Source organism: Novosphingobium flavum (genome assembly GCF_014230315.1).
GTDB lineage: Bacteria > Pseudomonadota > Alphaproteobacteria > Sphingomonadales > Sphingomonadaceae > Novosphingobium > Novosphingobium flavum.
The window spans coordinates 254,961-269,605 of record NZ_JACLAW010000003.1; the positions used below are offsets into that span (position 1 = coordinate 254,961).

The 14,645-nt window shown below is 66.7% G+C and carries 13 protein-coding genes; 3 read left to right on the forward strand and 10 right to left on the reverse strand.

Features of this window, described 5'->3' with window-relative positions; genetic code table 11:
- Nucleotides 1–197 precede the first annotated feature (197 nt).
- The 10 genes from H7F51_RS05320 to H7F51_RS05365 form a co-directional block, all read right to left on the reverse strand.
- Nucleotides 198–1,004 (reverse strand): class I SAM-dependent methyltransferase, encoded by an 807-nt coding sequence (locus H7F51_RS05320; protein WP_185663181.1) that lies wholly within the window; start codon nucleotides 1,002–1,004, stop codon nucleotides 198–200.
- A gap of 25 nt (nucleotides 1,005–1,029) precedes the next feature.
- Nucleotides 1,030–3,930, reverse strand: a complete 2,901-nt coding sequence (locus tag H7F51_RS05325) for a TonB-dependent receptor plug domain-containing protein (protein WP_185663182.1) — start codon at nucleotides 3,928–3,930, stop codon at nucleotides 1,030–1,032.
- A gap of 189 nt (nucleotides 3,931–4,119) precedes the next feature.
- Entirely contained in the window at nucleotides 4,120–5,469 is a 1,350-nt protein-coding gene (locus H7F51_RS05330; protein ID WP_185663183.1) for a GntT/GntP/DsdX family permease, read from the reverse strand.
- A gap of 18 nt (nucleotides 5,470–5,487) precedes the next feature.
- Nucleotides 5,488–6,231, reverse strand: coding sequence for a cytochrome b561 domain-containing protein (locus H7F51_RS05335; protein ID WP_221774005.1), 744 nt, complete (start codon nucleotides 6,229–6,231; stop codon nucleotides 5,488–5,490).
- A 2-nt stretch (nucleotides 6,232–6,233) separates the two neighbouring features.
- Nucleotides 6,234–6,974 (reverse strand): SDR family oxidoreductase, encoded by a 741-nt coding sequence (locus H7F51_RS05340; protein ID WP_343061216.1) that lies wholly within the window; start codon nucleotides 6,972–6,974, stop codon nucleotides 6,234–6,236.
- 10 nt (nucleotides 6,975–6,984) lie between these two features.
- Entirely contained in the window at nucleotides 6,985–7,926 is a 942-nt protein-coding gene (locus tag H7F51_RS05345; RefSeq protein ID WP_185663185.1) for a 2-hydroxyacid dehydrogenase, read from the reverse strand.
- Nucleotides 7,923–8,687, reverse strand: a complete 765-nt coding sequence (locus H7F51_RS05350; protein WP_221774006.1) for a glucose 1-dehydrogenase — start codon at nucleotides 8,685–8,687, stop codon at nucleotides 7,923–7,925. The genes H7F51_RS05345 and H7F51_RS05350 overlap by 4 nt, the downstream gene beginning before the upstream one ends.
- Nucleotides 8,688–8,870: 183 nt before the next feature.
- Nucleotides 8,871–9,965, reverse strand: coding sequence for a LacI family DNA-binding transcriptional regulator (locus H7F51_RS05355; protein WP_221774007.1), 1,095 nt, complete (start codon nucleotides 9,963–9,965; stop codon nucleotides 8,871–8,873).
- A complete protein-coding gene (locus tag H7F51_RS05360; RefSeq protein WP_185663187.1) occupies nucleotides 9,962–10,867 on the reverse strand; it encodes an SMP-30/gluconolactonase/LRE family protein in 906 nt (301 codons plus the stop codon). The genes H7F51_RS05355 and H7F51_RS05360 overlap by 4 nt, the downstream gene beginning before the upstream one ends.
- Before the next feature lie 57 nt (nucleotides 10,868–10,924).
- Nucleotides 10,925–11,974 (reverse strand): alcohol dehydrogenase catalytic domain-containing protein, encoded by a 1,050-nt coding sequence (locus H7F51_RS05365; RefSeq protein ID WP_185663188.1) that lies wholly within the window; start codon nucleotides 11,972–11,974, stop codon nucleotides 10,925–10,927.
- A gap of 227 nt (nucleotides 11,975–12,201) precedes the next feature.
- Between H7F51_RS05365 and H7F51_RS05370 the strand changes: the two genes are divergently transcribed.
- The 3 genes from H7F51_RS05370 to accC all read left to right on the forward strand — a co-directional run bounded on the left by H7F51_RS05370 (nucleotide 12,202) and on the right by accC (nucleotide 14,645).
- Nucleotides 12,202–12,615 carry a holin family protein gene (locus H7F51_RS05370; protein ID WP_185663189.1) on the forward strand — a complete coding sequence of 138 codons (414 nt, stop codon included), beginning with the start codon at nucleotides 12,202–12,204 and terminating at the stop codon, nucleotides 12,613–12,615.
- Between the two features lie 229 nt (nucleotides 12,616–12,844).
- Nucleotides 12,845–13,291 carry an acetyl-CoA carboxylase biotin carboxyl carrier protein gene (accB, locus tag H7F51_RS05375; RefSeq protein WP_185663190.1) on the forward strand — a complete coding sequence of 149 codons (447 nt, stop codon included), beginning with the start codon at nucleotides 12,845–12,847 and terminating at the stop codon, nucleotides 13,289–13,291.
- 4 nt (nucleotides 13,292–13,295) lie between these two features.
- Entirely contained in the window at nucleotides 13,296–14,645 is a 1,350-nt protein-coding gene (gene accC, locus H7F51_RS05380) for an acetyl-CoA carboxylase biotin carboxylase subunit (RefSeq protein ID WP_185663191.1), read from the forward strand.

Below are 14,645 nucleotides of genomic sequence, written 5' to 3' on the forward strand. Positions count from 1 at the left end.
GTGCTTCAACTTTATCGCAAACTTCCGGGCTGTGGAGCATACAGACGAAGGGCCCGCGCACCTGCCCGCCCCGCGCGCCGCCGATCCGGTCAGCGATTTCGCGCTGGCGGGGGGAATAATCGTCGGATGTGAGTTTGGGCAAACGCATCGATACTACAACCACATTGCAAGGGGTGAGGAAGCGCCGCGCAGGCCGCTCAGGGCTTGCGCGCCACGATCAGGACAGTGTCGAGCCGCCGCCAGACCACCTGCGGGTCAGTGAAACCGGCTGCGCGCAAGGCGGCGAGCTGGTCTTCGAGCGTCGGCAGGACATAGTCGAGATGGTGGACCCCGGGCCCCTCCTGCTGGGCGGCGATCGCCTCGCTCTTGAGTGTCTTGCGCGCACCGCCCAGCACGCTGGTCCAGTTGCCGCTGCGCACGGCGACGTGATCGATGTTGGCGACCCATCCGCCCGAGGGCAGGATGGCGGCGGCCTCCTTGTAGAACTTGCGGATGCCCGGCAGGTTCTGGTGGATGGTCAGCCACGAGGTGATCAGGACATCGGTCCCCTTCGGCACGCAACCGAGGCTGAGATCGCGGTTGGGGCAGCCGATGACATAGTCGATCTTGTTGCGGAACCGCGCGAACCGGCGGATCGCATTGGCGTGGTTGTCCTCGACCGGTTCAGTCCACTGGGCGTTGCTGCTCGGGAACTGCTCGAGGAAGGCCTCGAGGAATTCACCGGCGTGCGAGCCTACATCGACGATCTTTGCCGGGTTTGGCCGGTCCTGCGCGACGACGGCGGCCGCGATGCGGCGCGCCTCGGCCAGCTTGTCTCCGCCGGGCTCGCCACGATTGACACTTTCATAGCGGATCTGGTCACCGACGAAGGCGTCGTTGACGAAGGTTGGATCGACGATCTTCCGCTCTTGCGCCTTGGAATCGACGGTCTGAGCGGCTGCTGGAGCGGCGATCGCCAAAACGACGGACGCACCCAGCAGCCAATTCGAGCAAATGCTCTTCATACAGTATTCACTCCACCCAATCCGGTCACAGCTTCATCCGCGCCCCAACGGTGACGTAGCGACCAATAACGTCCTGCCCCGGTACGAAACCGCCCATCAGGCCCGGCAGGGCGCTGTGGCTGATGCGGCCCCACGGCGTGGGCTGCTGGTCGAACAGGTTCTGCACCGAGAGATAGAATTCCAGATGCTTGCCCGCTTCGGCACCGAGCGTGATGTTGGTATAGGCCACGCCCGGCGGGTTCGGCGCATTGAAAACGAGCAGCGGGTTCGGATCCCAGCGCACGCCCGAAAGGAAGCGCTCCTGGATATCGACCGAGATGCCGTTCTTCCGGTAACCGAGGAAGGCCGTGGCGCGCCACCGCGACAGACCATCAAGCTGGCAGCACGGACCAATGCCCGCGCCCGCTGCATCGAGCCGCGAACCGCCCGGCAGGGTCAGGTAGTAGTGCGGCTGGTAGGACACGAGGCCCCGCACCGAGAAATCGCCGCCGGCCACCTGGGTGGCGTAGTTCACCTCGAAGTCCGCGCCCCAGGTTTCCAGCTTCAGGGCATTGCGCGGCTGCGACAGCCATGCCGTGGGCAGGTTGGTGGCCGGATTGGTATCGCTGAACGGGCCCGGACGAACGATCAGGCTGCAGAATTCCGAGGTGCCGCCGCTGTCTTCGCACAGCTTCTGGGTGTTGACGTCCTGCCCCTGGATCTGGGTGATCGCGTTGTTGATCGAGATCTTGTAGGCGTCCAGCGTCAGGCTCAGACCGCGAATAAAGGGCGGATTCCACACCACGCCGCCGGTCCAGACCTGCGCCACTTCGGGCTTCAGGTTGGGATTGGGATCGGTGATCAGCGGTCCGGTCGAGATCCCGGTAGTGTGCGAATCGCGCGTGCTGGCGGACACCTGCACGAGCCGCGGCGCGAACAGTTCGTTGAGGTTGGGCGCGCGAATTTCACGCGAACGGGTCGCGCGCAGCTTCAGGCTGTCGGTAATCTCCCAGTTGAGCCCGACTTTCCACGTGCCCACCTCGCCCGAGGTGTTGTAATTCGTATAGCGCGCCGCGCCGTTGATGCTGAGCGAGCGTACGAAGGGCACATTCTTGAGCAGCGGCACTTCCACTTCGAGCGCGGCTTCATGCACCTTCTGGCCGACCTGCGGACCACTGGCGAGCACGTTGCCGGCATAGATCAGCGTGGTGGACTTGCAGTTGCCGAAACGCAGGCCGGTGCAATTGGTGGCCACCGGTTCGGCCGTGCTGAGCTGCTGGTAGCGCAGGTTGCGGTATTCGCCGGAAAGCGCGACCTGGACCGGACCGGCCCAGGTGGCGAACGGCGAGCCGGCGATGGAGCCGCCGAATTCGTCCATCCAGGTGGTGGCGGTAAATTCGGTGCGGTCGAGAATGTAGGCCATCGCCTGGGCCGTGTTGGCCGTGGGTCCGAAGATGTTGAGGGGCACACATCCCGGGAACAGGCCGGGGTTGGTGACCGTCACGTTGCAGACGATGTTGCCGTTGGCGGCGCCGCCCTTCGCCAGCCCTTCATCCACCGCATCGAGCGCAGCGAAGGCCCGGGCGTTGTTGACGTTGGCATTGGCCCAGGTGCGCTGCTTGTTGCGGCTGTTGGAATAGAACGCATCCCACTTCCAGCTGCCAAGGTCCCCCTCGAAACCGAGGACCGCCATGTGACCGTCGGTATCCGTTTCGGAATCGGTCGGGGTGACGTTGTCGAACAGGCGGCTGAAAGTGAACGTGCTGATGTTCGCGGCGAGCATCTGGTCTTGATAGACCTTCGGCAGGAACGCGTTGGTCGAGCTCATTACGACGTTGGAAAAGCCGTTGTTGACGTTGGTGTTGCGGTTGTGGGTCTTCCACAGGCTGGCGTTGGTGTAGAAATGGACGCTGTCGGTCAGGTCATAGTCAAGCCGTGCATAGCCGACGTGCGAGCGAGCCTGCGCCTGCAGCATGGTCTTGTTGTAATAGGCGCCGTCGCCGCCGATCTCGACGCCCGTAACGGTCGAGGTGCCCGTGACCACCGAGGCGCCGTGCTGGAACTTGGCGAGCACGCCGTTGGCCGTGAACGTGTAGTCCTTCAGCGGATTGCCGTTGTTGGCATTGGTATTGACGATGTAGCCGCCAAAGGTCGTGCCGTTGAGGTGCGTGTTGCTGACGTAGATGTAGGGCGCGGCAGCCGTGCCCGAGCCCTGCACCGTGTAGAGCGCGGCACCGAAATCGCGCGAAGCCTTGTCGGCGATGCCGGGCGAGTTGAGGTATTCGTAGCTCGCCTCGAAATGACCGCGGCCATCTGCGAACTTCGTGCCGCCTGCGATGCCGACCTTGAATTCAGGGCCATCGCCGCGCGACGAGATGCCATAGTGGGTATCGAGCTTGAGACCGTTGAAATCGCGGTCGGTGATGAAGTTGACCACGCCCGAAACCGCGTCGGACCCGTAAACGGCCGAAGCGCCGCCAGTCACCACGTCGACCCGCTTGACCAGCATCGAGGGAATGAAGGTGACGTCGGTTTCCGCTTCGGGCGAACTGGGGGCGAGGCGGTGCCCGTCGAACATGGAAAGCGTGCGCAGGCGCCCGAGGTTGCGCAGGTTGAGGACGCGCGCGGCGTTGTTCTGACGGCTGTTGCCGGGCGCGGTAGTGGGTGTGCGCATTCCCTGGAACACCGGCAGGGTTTGCAGCGCCGCTGTGACCGAGCTCGGATTGGTCTGCAGCAGCTTCTCGGTGGTGACGATGGTCACGGGCGTCGGCATGTCGTTGCCGTTGGTGATCAGGCGCGTGCCGGTGACGACGATGGCCTCGTCGGCCGTATCTTCGGCGGGCGCGGATTGGGCCTGCGCCGCACCGGTCATCGCGAAAGCTAGAATTGCGCTGGTAGCCGCACCGTTCAACAGGCGCACGCCAAACTTGCTTGAAACCCCACCCATTTTTCTCTCCCTGCCAGCCTTGATTGCTGTGCGGTTTGGTCTTGCGGGAGAACAGGGCATGTCGAACGCCCCTGCCCCCAAGTTGTTAGCACGATGCGCTCTTGCACTATCACTTGCTATTGAGACTTGCTCAGAACCCTATAACCGAGGATCATATGCCCAAGGTGATAATGATCGGAGCGTGACCGATCACAAAATCAGCCACAGGGCGGCAGTGAAACAGAAGCCTGCAAGGCCCGCGACGGTGGACACGACGGTCCAGGTACGCAGGCCATCGCGCACATTGAGCCCGAGCAGGCGGGTGACGATCCAGAACCCCGCGTCGTTGACGTGGGAGAAGGCGATCCCGCCGCAGCCCATGGCGAGGCACAGCAGGGCCAGGTGATTGGCGTCGAGCCCGGCATCATGGGTATAGGCCGCGAGGATGCCGCCGACGGTCATCAGGGCCACGGTGGTCGGGCCCTGCACGGCGCGGATCAGCATGGTCAGCAGGAAGGCGAGGAGGAAGATCGGCAGGCCGGTGGAGCGCAGGAGATCGGCGACGGCGCCGCCGATACCGGTCACAACGAGCACCTTGGCGAAGATCGCGCCGCCGCCGGTGATCATGATCACGATCGAGACGCCGGGGATGGCCGCGGCCAGCACCTCGCCCACCTGGGACCGGGTCCAGCCGCGACGCAGGCCGAGCAGCCAGGCGCAGAGCAGGACGTCGGTCAGCAGGGCAACGAAGGGAATGCCGAAGAACTGGAAGACCGGAAGCGCGGGCGATCCCTTGGGCAAGGCGAGGCCTGCCGCCGTGCTGGCGAGGATCATCAGGATCGGGGCGAGGATCAGCGCGAGGACCGTGCCAAGCGGCGGGTCCTGCGCCTCGCTCGCCGGGGCGGGCACGTGGTGTTCGCCGATCACCTGCTCGCGGATGTCCTCGCTCATCGCAAAATCGCCGCGGGCGAGCAGCTTCGCGGCGAAGCGGGCGACGACGGCCGTGGCGGCGGCGATCGGCAGGCCGAAGGCAAGCATCCGGCCGAGGTCCGCGCCGAGCAGGCCGGCGATGGCCACGGCGCCGGGATGGGGCGGGAGCAGGGCGTGGACGATCAGGATGGCGATGCACATCGGCAGGGCGATGGGCAGCAGCGGGCTGCCCCGGCGCGCCACGGCATAGGCGAGCGGCATCAGCATGATCACGCCGACCTCGAAGAACACCGGGATGCCGACGAGGAAGCCGGCGATAGTCAGGGCCAGTGGCACCCGCTTGTCTCCGAACCGGGTGAGCATGGCGCGGGCCAGGGCCCCTGCCCCGCCGGATTCGTCGATGATCTTGCCGATCATCGCGCCGAGCGAGACGATCAGCGCGATGTGGCCGAGCGAGCCGCCGAGCCCTTCCTCGACCGTCTTGGTCAGTTCGCTGACCGGCAGGCCCGCGACCAGCGCCACGAACAGACTGGCCAGCAGCAGGGCCACGAAGGGCTGCATCTTCACCGCCAGCACCAGCACCAGCAGCAGCGCGATGCCGGCGAGGCCGATCATCAGCAGGGTTACCATGAGTGTTACAGCCCTCTCTCAGTTTTCTTGAGGCCAGACCGAGCCCGGTGCCACGCCCCAGCCGATCGGCCGGCGCTTGTTCCCGGGCAGGTCCGCCCCTGCCCCCCAGATTGCCTGGTAGGTATCGACGCAGCGCCCCGCGCGTTGCAGGCGCCATGCCAGTGCGGCCAGAGCGGCCCACCAGATTGCGATGACCACGGCCATCCAGCGCGGCGCATCGGCCGCGACCAGCCCGGTCGGCACGGCGACGAGGGTCAGCGCGAGGACGAGGTAGCCGGCGGCCTTGTGCCCGCGCTCGAACAGGATGCGGCGGCGGGTCATGTCATAATGATCGCCGTGCCAGTGCGGCGGGGCGGCGCGCGGATCGGTCGGCCCGCCCTTGGTGCCGCGCAGGAGGCCGGCGGCGACCTGGCTCCAGCCGAGGATCATGACGGCCCAGCCGATCAGGCCGTGCAGCCCGGCCAGCGCGGTTTCGCCGCGGGCGTGGCGGATGGCGAGCCACCAGCCGATCGTGGCGAGCGCCATGGCGGCGAACTGGCAGGCGCGGTGCGCGTGCCACCATGCCTTGTTATCCAGAACCTGCGGCCAGGGCTGGCGCGGGGTGATCTTGTAGTAGCGCGCGGCGATGATGCCGAGCGGGACGAGGATCGCCCAGGCCAGCACCATGGTCCGGCCGTGCCACGCCATCCAGCCGGGAACGTGGTGTTCGCTCGCGCCGCTCAGCGGGGTCAGCAGCCAGCCGATCAGCCCCGCCATCGTCATGGTCAGCCGCGCCCGACGAAGGGCATCTTGGTCGCCATCACCGTGAGGAACTGGACATTGGCCTCGAGCGGGAGGCTGCCCATGTAGACCACCGTGTCGCCAACCAGCGAGACGTCGATCACCGGTTCGGGCGCGATCGAGCCATCGGCCTGGGGCACGCCCTTGACCATGGCGGCGGCCATATCGGTCGCGGCATTGCCGATGTCGATCTGGCCGCAGGCGATGTCGTACTTGCGGCCATCGAGCGAGGCGACCTTGGTGAGGCCGGTGATCGCGTGCTTGGTGGCCGTATAGGCGGCCGAGTTGGGGCGCGGGGCATGCGCCGAGATCGAGCCGTTGTTGATGATCCGGCCGCCGCGCGGGCTCTGCGCCTTCATCACCCGGAAGGCGGCCTGGAGGCAGAGGAAGGCGCCGGTCAGGTTGACGTCGACCACCTGCTGCCAGTGCTCGAGGGGAAGATCCTCGAGCAGGGCGGGCGGAGCGTTGGTGCCGGCGTTGTTGAACAGCAGGTCGAGCCGGCCGTAGCGCTCGACCGTGGCGGCGAACAGGCGTTCGACGTCATCGGCCTTCGTGACGTCAGCCGGTACGCAAAGGGCATCGGGCAGGCTGGCAGCGGTTTCCTCGAGCGCGGCGGCGCGGCGGCCGGCGAGAACCACGGCGTAGCCCTTGGCGCCAAGGGCATGGGCGACGGCGCGGCCGATGCCGCTGCCGGCGCCGGTGACGAGAGCGATGCGTTGAGCCACGAGTTGCTCCTCAGACGACGGCGTTCGCGAGCGGGGCATCGGCCAGCCATTCGCGCAGGCTGGCGATCACCGATTCGGCCATGCGCTGGCGGGTCTCGACCGTGGCGCTGGCGACGTGAGGCGTGAGCACCACGTTGGGCAGGTCGAACAGTTCGCCGGGCGCGTGGGGTTCGTTCCGGAACACGTCGAGCCCGGCACCGGCGATGCCGCCGCTGCGCAGCATTTCGATCAGCACCGGCTCATCGACCAGCGAGCCTCGGGCGACGTTGACGAGATAGCCGCTGGGGCCCAGCGCTTCGAGCACGGCACGGTCGATCATCCCGGCATTGGCCGGGGTGGCGCTGCAGGTGAGCAGGAGCACGTCGCAGACGCGGGCCAGTTCGACCAGATCTGGCACGTAATCGTAGCTGACCGGCTTCTCGCGCGGGCCGGTGTAGAGCACCTTGCCGAAGGGCGAGAGCCGCGCCGCGAGGGCAAGGCCGATCTCACCGAGACCGACGATGCCGAAGGTGCGCCCGGTGACCGTGCGGGCCAGCGGCCATTCGCCGCCGGGCCATTTGCCGGCCCTGACATAGGCATCGGCGCCAGTGATATTGCGCAGCACGTCGATGGTCAGGACCACGGCGAGGTCAGCCACGTCCTCGCTGAGGATGCCGCGCGTGGTGGTGACGCTGACGCCGCGATCTCGAGCGAGGTTGAGGTCCACCTTGTCGACCCCCACGCCATTGACCGCGACCACACCGAGATTGGGCAAGCGCAGCATCAGGTCGCTCGGAATGCCGATGTTCCCTCCGGTGGCGACGGCGCCGATCGAGGCGCCGTGAGCCGCGACCCAGCCATCGGGATCATCAAGTTCGAAATGGCGGCAGACGGCAAAATCCTGCTCGAGCTGGCTCTCCAGCCACGGCGAAAGCTTGCCCAGTTGCAGCAGGCCCGGTCTTGTCATCGTCATACCACCACCGTCATTCCGCCATCGACATAGAGTGTCTGGCCGTTCACGAAATCGGACGCGTCCGAGGCGAGGAATACCACCGCCCCGTGCAGATCCTCGAGCTTGCCCCACCGGCCGGCCGGGGTGCGTTTCCTCAGCCAGGCATCGAACTCGGCATCCTCGACCAGCGCGCGGTTCAGCGGCGTGGCGAAATAGCCCGGCCCGATGGCGTTGACCTGAATCCCGAAGCGCGCCCAGTCGGCGCACATGCCGCGCGTGAGATTGCGCACTGCGCCCTTGGACGCGGTGTAGGGCGCGATCGTCGGCCGGCCCAGTTCGGACTGGACGCTGCCGATGTTGATGATCTTGCCCCGCCCGCGCGCGATCATGTGGCGGGCGACCGCCTGGCCAACGAAGAACACGCTGTCGACATTGGCGCGCATGACCGCGTGCCAATCGTCATGGTCGAAGTCCTGCAGCGGGGCGCGGCGCTGAATCCCGGCATTGTTGACGAGGATGTCGATTGCCGTGCCATCGGCTTCCAGCGCATCGATCGCGGCGCGCACGGCGGCGCCGTCAGTCACGTCGAATGCGGCGATCAGGACCGTGGCCCCGGTTTCGCGCAGGCCTTGCGCGGCAGCCTCGAGCCGGGCCGGATCGCGGCCATTGAGGATCACGCGCGCGCCGGCCCCTGCCAGCGCCCCGGCCATCGTCAGGCCAAGCCCCTGGCTGGCACCGGTGACCAGGGCGGTCCTGCCGGTCAGATCGAACAGGGGGTTCAAGGTTCTCTCCCATCGCTGTGAACATGGCGGGCCCGGTGTGACCGGACACATTTGCTGGTCGGTGGCTAGGCCCCGGCCTTCACCGGTGTCAAGGCGAAGGCCCGATCGAAAGAGGCTATCGGCCTATAACCGCAGCGACGATCCCGGCGCAGCGCGGCCGCATTCCGGGACCTTGCCGCGCGGTCAGGACCCCAGGGGCCCGGAGCGCGGAACGCCGACCGAGCCGCGCTCGACGAGGTTGAAGCCGAGTTCGACCATGCGTGCCGTCTCGTCCGCCCCGCCAAGCAGTTCGAGCACGAGTTGGCCGGTGCGGCGGCCGAGTTCGAGGAAATCGACCTGGACCGTGGTCAGGGCCGGATTGGTCACGCGGCCGATGTCGAAATCACCGAAGCCGATCAGCGAAAGGTCGCGCGGCACCGAGATGCCGCGCCGCTGGCATTCCATCAGCGCGCCGACCGCCGGCAGGTCGGACACGCAGAACACGGCCTCGACCTCGGGATGGCTGTCCAGCAGTTGCGAGATCGCGCTGGCCCCCAGTTCGTAGGAGAAGGGCGCGGCCCCAGTGCGCATGATCATGTCGGTGGGCAGGCCATGGGCCCGCAACTCGTCCTCGAAGCCGTTGCAGCGCGCGCCGCCGCGATGATCGACGAGATCGCCCTGCGGCATGCTCGAAATCGCGCCGAGCCGGGTGAAGCCCTTCTCGATCAGGTGACGGGCGACGAACCGGCCGACGGCGTGGTTCGACACGCCGATCGCGTGCTGGATCGCCCGGGCCGGATCGTCGGCAATCTCGATCACCGGCACGTCGGCGCGCAGCAGCAGCGAGCGCGCGGCGGGACTGTAAACCTCTCCGGTGACGATGATCGCCTCGGGCCGGTGCGAGAGCAGGTTGCGGATCTGCGCCTCCGCCTCGCTCTGCCGGTATTCGCTGTAAGCGATCAGGACCTGAAAGCCCTTGGCCCTGAGCGCGCTGGTCAGACCATGCGCGACGCTGGCGAAGTTGACGTTGGTGAGGGTCGGCAGGACCAGGCCGATGAAGCCCGAGCGCCGCGAGGCGAGGCTGCCCGCCGCCCGGTCCGGCACATAGCCGAGATCGGCCACCGCCTGGAGGACGCGGGCGCGGGTATCGGGACGCACCGTTTCGGGATCGTTGAGCGCGCGCGAGACGGTCATCCGCGAAACATTGGCCAGCCGCGAGACATCCCGGATGGTGGCATGGCGCGGTGCGGGCAAACCCTTGGCGCCGGCGCCTGCCGCAATGTCGCGTCGCGAACTCATGGAACCTGAACCCCTCGCCGATTGAGATAAACCGAATAGACCGAAGTGGACGCACAAATGAAGAGGCGGCCGCGCAGTCTCCCCCCGAATGTTATGTTCGAGACCGTTTCCGGGATGCGGATCTTGCCCAGAACGGTGCCGTCGGGCGCCAGGCAGTGGACCCCGTCCGCCGCGCTGGTCCAGACGTTGCCGTCCTCGTCGCAGCGGAAACCGTCTGCCGCGCCCGGCGAGACCGAATGGAACACCGCGCCCCCCGAGAGCCTGCCCCGCTCGTCACAATCGAAAACCCGGATGTGGCGCGCGGCATCGGCATCGTAGGCGGCGCCGGTGTCGGCAATGTAGAGCCGGCTCTCGTCAGGCGAGAAGGCCAGGCCATTGGGCCCGGCGAAATCGTCGGCCACGACCGTCAGTTCGCCGCTCAGCGGATCGAGCCGGTAGACGTTGCAGGGCAGTTCCTGGGCGGCCCGTTCCCCCTCGTAATCAAAAGCGATGCCGTAGTGCGGATCGGTGAACCAGATCGAGCCGTCGGACTTGACGATGACGTCGTTGGGCGAATTGAGGCGGTGGCCCGCGTACCGGTCGGCCAGGACCGTGATGGCCCCGTCATGCTCGGTGCGCAGGATGGCGCGGCGCCCGTGCGAGCAGGTGATCAGCCGCCCCTCGCGGTCGCGCGTGTTGCCATTGGCATAGTTCGACGGGGCCCGGTAAACCGAGACCCCAACCCCTTCGATCCAGCGCATGATCCGGTTATTGGGAATGTCGCTGAACAGCAGGGCCCCGGCATCGCCGAACCACACCGGCCCCTCCACCCAGCGAAAGCCGGTGGCCAGCCGCTCGACCGGAGCGTTGTGATGGACGTAGGTGGCAAAACGCGGATCCAGGATCTCGAAATCGCCGCTCAATTCTGCTCCCCCCTCATGCTCCCTCGCCGCCCTGCCGCCCCGCTTGCGGGGCTTCCTTCAAAGGGCGAGGTGGAGCTTGATCACCTGCTTGCGATCCCCGGCACGCTCGAACGCTGCGGTGGCATCGTCAAGGGCATATGTACCGGAAAGTATCGGAGCAACGTCAATCGAATTGCGCACGATGCACTCGACCGCCAGGCGGAACTCGTCATGGGCGCGGAAAGCCCCGACCAGTTCGATCTCGCGCGATTGCAGGACATTGACCGGCAGGCTGGTCTCGCCCTGCGGCAACATGCCGACCTGGACGATGCGGCCGCCACGCTTCATCAGGCCGAACAGGCCCGCGAGCGCGAGGGGCGAACCCGATGCTTCCAGCGCGACGTCGAAATAGCCGGTGGGGTTGTGGGCCGAGGCGAACTCCTCGAGCGCGCCGGGCTGAGCCGCGACGTTGAAGGTGCGTGTGACGCCGAAGCGTTCGCGGGCAACCTTGAGCGGGGCATCCTCGATGTCGGTCGAGGTGACCTCGAGCGCGCCGGCCAGGACCGCCGCGCGCGCCGTGAGCAGGCCGATCGGGCCCGAACCCGAGACGAGAACCCGCTTGCCGACCAGCGAGCCGGCGCGATTGACCGCGTGCAGGCCGACCGACAGCGGCTCGGCGCAGGACAGCTTGAGCAGGTCGGTATCATCCGGCACGGGAATCACCTGGTCCTGCCGCAGCACGAGGTGCTGGGCGAAACCGCCGTCGACATGGGGGAACAGCGCCGCGCTGCCGAGGAAGCGCATGTTTTCGCACAGGTTGCTGCGCCCCGCCCTGCAATAGGAACAGGTCAGGCAGGGCTTGCTCGGATCGAGCGCGGCCTTGCTGCCGATGGCGATCCCGGTCACGCCCGAGCCGACCTCGACCACGGAGCCCGAAATCTCGTGGCCGAGCACCATTGGCTGGCGCACGGCGAAGTTGCCGACCGCGCCGCGGTGGAAGTAGTGCAGGTCCGATCCGCAGATGCCGCCGAACGCGACCCGCACGCGCACTTCGTTCGCCGCCAGCGGGGCGTCCTCCAGCGGCTCGATCCTGAGGTCTCCGCGACCGTGGAGAATTGCTGCGCGCACGACTTTGCTCCTATCCCGACCCACCCCGGCCTCGACCTTGGGAACGATCCCATATCACATGGCCAGCCAATCGCAATGAATTGACGGCCTGTGAGGGGGCCTGATGGTTAGGCGCGTATAACGGGCTGGAATACCTTCCCGGAAGCGGACGAGCAGCGCCACGTTTCCTACATGAACCTATATGGTTACAATGCCTATTCCCTCTATTGACGGAGCACTCTTTTATCATGGGCATTCTTGAAACCCTGCTCGGACCGATCACCTCGATCATCGACAAGGTCATCCCCGACCCCAAACAGCGCGATGCGGCCAAGCTCGAGTTGCTCAAGCTGCAAGGCTCGCAGGAACTGGAACTGCTGCGCACCCAGCTGTCGGCCATCGTGGCCGAGGCCAATTCGGCCGATCCCTGGACCAGCCGGGCCCGGCCGAGCTTTCTCTACGTGATGTATGTGATGATCCTGCTTTCCGTGCCGATGGGCGTGGTCGCAGCCTTCCGGCCGGAAACCGCCCAGGCGATCGGCGCGGGCATGACGGCCTATCTGGGCGGCCTGCCCGAGCCGCTCTACGCGCTGTTCGGCACGGGTTACCTTGGCTATACGGCGGCGCGCCAGTGGGGCAAGGCCAAGGGCAGGGAGCGCTGAGGCGCGGCCGGAAAGGCCGGTTGCGGGGTTCGGCAAGCCCCGCAAACCGGCCCCGGCAGCGCAAAAGCAGACGATCCGAGGTGATCTTGGCGGAAAACCCGTGCATTTGCCCTTGCCAGTGCCCGCCCCCCGGCGATACGGGGGCCGGCTACGAAGCAAGGTTACAGAGGTTTCCATGGGTGATACCCCGGGCGCAGCTCGCAACGGCAACTCCAAGAAAGAGAGCGGCATGAACATCGACAGCAAGCTGGTGCGCGAACTGGCCAAGCTGCTGGCCGATACCGGCCTGTCCGAGATCGAGGTGGAGGACGGCGATCGCAAGATCCGCGTCGCCCGCCAGATCAGCGCCGTGGCCGCCGCTCCTGTCGCCGTGGCCGCTCCGGCGCCGGCCGCCGCGCCCGTGGCCGCCCCGGCTGCCGAAGCCGCGCCGAAGGCCGCGCCGATCGACGCGGTGAAATCGCCGATGGTCGGCACGGTCTATCTCTCGGCCGAACCGGGCGCCGCGGAATTCGTCTCGATCGGCAAGACGGTCAAGGCGGGTGAGACCCTGCTGATCGTCGAGGCGATGAAGGTGATGAACCCGATCACCGCACCCAAGGCCGGTACGATTCAGCAGATCCTGGTCGAAAACGGGCAGCCGGTCGAATTCGACCAGCCCCTCGTGGTGATCGGCTAAGACCATGGCGATCCGCCGGCTGCTCATCGCCAACCGCGGCGAGATCGCGCTGCGCATTCACCGCGCCGCGCATGAAATGGGGATCGAGACCATTGCCGTGCACTCGACCGCTGACGCGGACGCGATGCACGTGCGGCTCGCCGACCATGCCGTCTGCATCGGGCCGCCGGCCGCGCGCGACAGCTATCTCAACATCGCCGCGATCATCTCGGCCGCCGAGATCACCCAGGCCGACGCGATTCACCCCGGCTACGGCTTCCTTTCGGAAAACGCCAAGTTCGCCGAGATCGTCGAGGCGCACGGGATCACGTGGATCGGGCCCAAGCCCGAGCATATCCGCACCATGGGCGACAAGGTCGAGGCCAAGCGCACCGCCGGCGCGCTTGGCTTGCCGCTGGTGCCGGGTTCGGACGGGGCAGTCTCCGACTTCGACGAGGCGCGCAAGATCGCCGAGGAAATCGGCTATCCGGTGATCATCAAGGCGGCTTCCGGCGGCGGCGGGCGCGGGATGAAGGTCTGTACCAGCTCCGACCAGCTCGAGACGCTGATGCAGCAGGCCGGGTCCGAGGCCAAGGCCGCCTTCGGCGACGCCACCGTCTATATCGAGAAGTATCTCGGCAACCCGCGCCACATCGAGTTCCAGGTATTCGGCGACGGCAGGGACAAGGCGATCCACCTTGGCGAGCGTGACTGCTCGCTGCAGCGCCGCCACCAGAAGGTGCTGGAGGAAGCCCCCTCCCCGGTGATCGACGCCGAGGAACGCGCGCGCATGGGCGGTATCGTGGCCAAGGCCATGGCCGACATGGGCTATCGCGGCGCAGGCACGATCGAGTTCCTGTGGGAAGACGGCAAGTTCTACTTCATCGAGATGAACACCCGCCTGCAGGTTGAGCATCCGGTGACGGAAGCGATCACCGGGGTCGACCTGGTGCGCGAGCAGATCCGCATCGCCGACGGCCTGCCGCTGTCGGTCGCCCAGGAAGACATCGAGTTCAAGGGCCACGCGATCGAGTGCCGCATCAATGCGGAAGACCCGTGGACCTTCGCCCCCTCGCCGGGCGAGGTTACGGGCTATCACGCGGCGGGCGGCATGCATGTCCGCGTGGATTCCGGGCTTTACGCGGGGTACAAGATCCCGCCGTATTACGACTCGATGATCGCCAAGCTGATCGTTTACGGGCGGACCCGCGAGGGCTGCATCATGCGGCTCAAGCGCGCGCTCGAGGAAATGGTCATCACCGGCCCGAAGACCTCGATCCCGCTGCACCAGGCCCTGCTCAAGGAGCCCGACTTCCTTTCGGGCGACTATTCGATCAAGTGGCTCGAGGAGTGGCTGGCCCGGCGCGAGGCCTGA

Excerpts from the sequence above, each read along its gene's own strand:
- H7F51_RS05370 (WP_185663189.1), top strand. The coding sequence starts at position 12,202 with ATGGGCATTCTTGAAACCCTGCTCGGACCGATCACCTCGATCATCGAC.
- H7F51_RS05355 (WP_221774007.1), bottom strand. The coding sequence starts at position 9,965 with ATGAGTTCGCGACGCGACATTGCGGCAGGCGCCGGCGCCAAGGGTTTG.
- H7F51_RS05320 (WP_185663181.1), bottom strand. The coding sequence starts at position 1,004 with ATGAAGAGCATTTGCTCGAATTGGCTGCTGGGTGCGTCCGTCGTTTTG.
- H7F51_RS05335 (WP_221774005.1), bottom strand. The coding sequence starts at position 6,231 with ATGACGATGGCGGGGCTGATCGGCTGGCTGCTGACCCCGCTGAGCGGC.
- H7F51_RS05330 (WP_185663183.1), bottom strand. The coding sequence starts at position 5,469 with ATGGTAACCCTGCTGATGATCGGCCTCGCCGGCATCGCGCTGCTGCTG.
- accC (WP_185663191.1), top strand. The coding sequence starts at position 13,296 with ATGGCGATCCGCCGGCTGCTCATCGCCAACCGCGGCGAGATCGCGCTG.
- H7F51_RS05325 (WP_185663182.1), bottom strand. The coding sequence starts at position 3,930 with ATGGGTGGGGTTTCAAGCAAGTTTGGCGTGCGCCTGTTGAACGGTGCG.
- H7F51_RS05345 (WP_185663185.1), bottom strand. The coding sequence starts at position 7,926 with ATGACGATGACAAGACCGGGCCTGCTGCAACTGGGCAAGCTTTCGCCG.
- accB (WP_185663190.1), top strand. The coding sequence starts at position 12,845 with ATGAACATCGACAGCAAGCTGGTGCGCGAACTGGCCAAGCTGCTGGCC.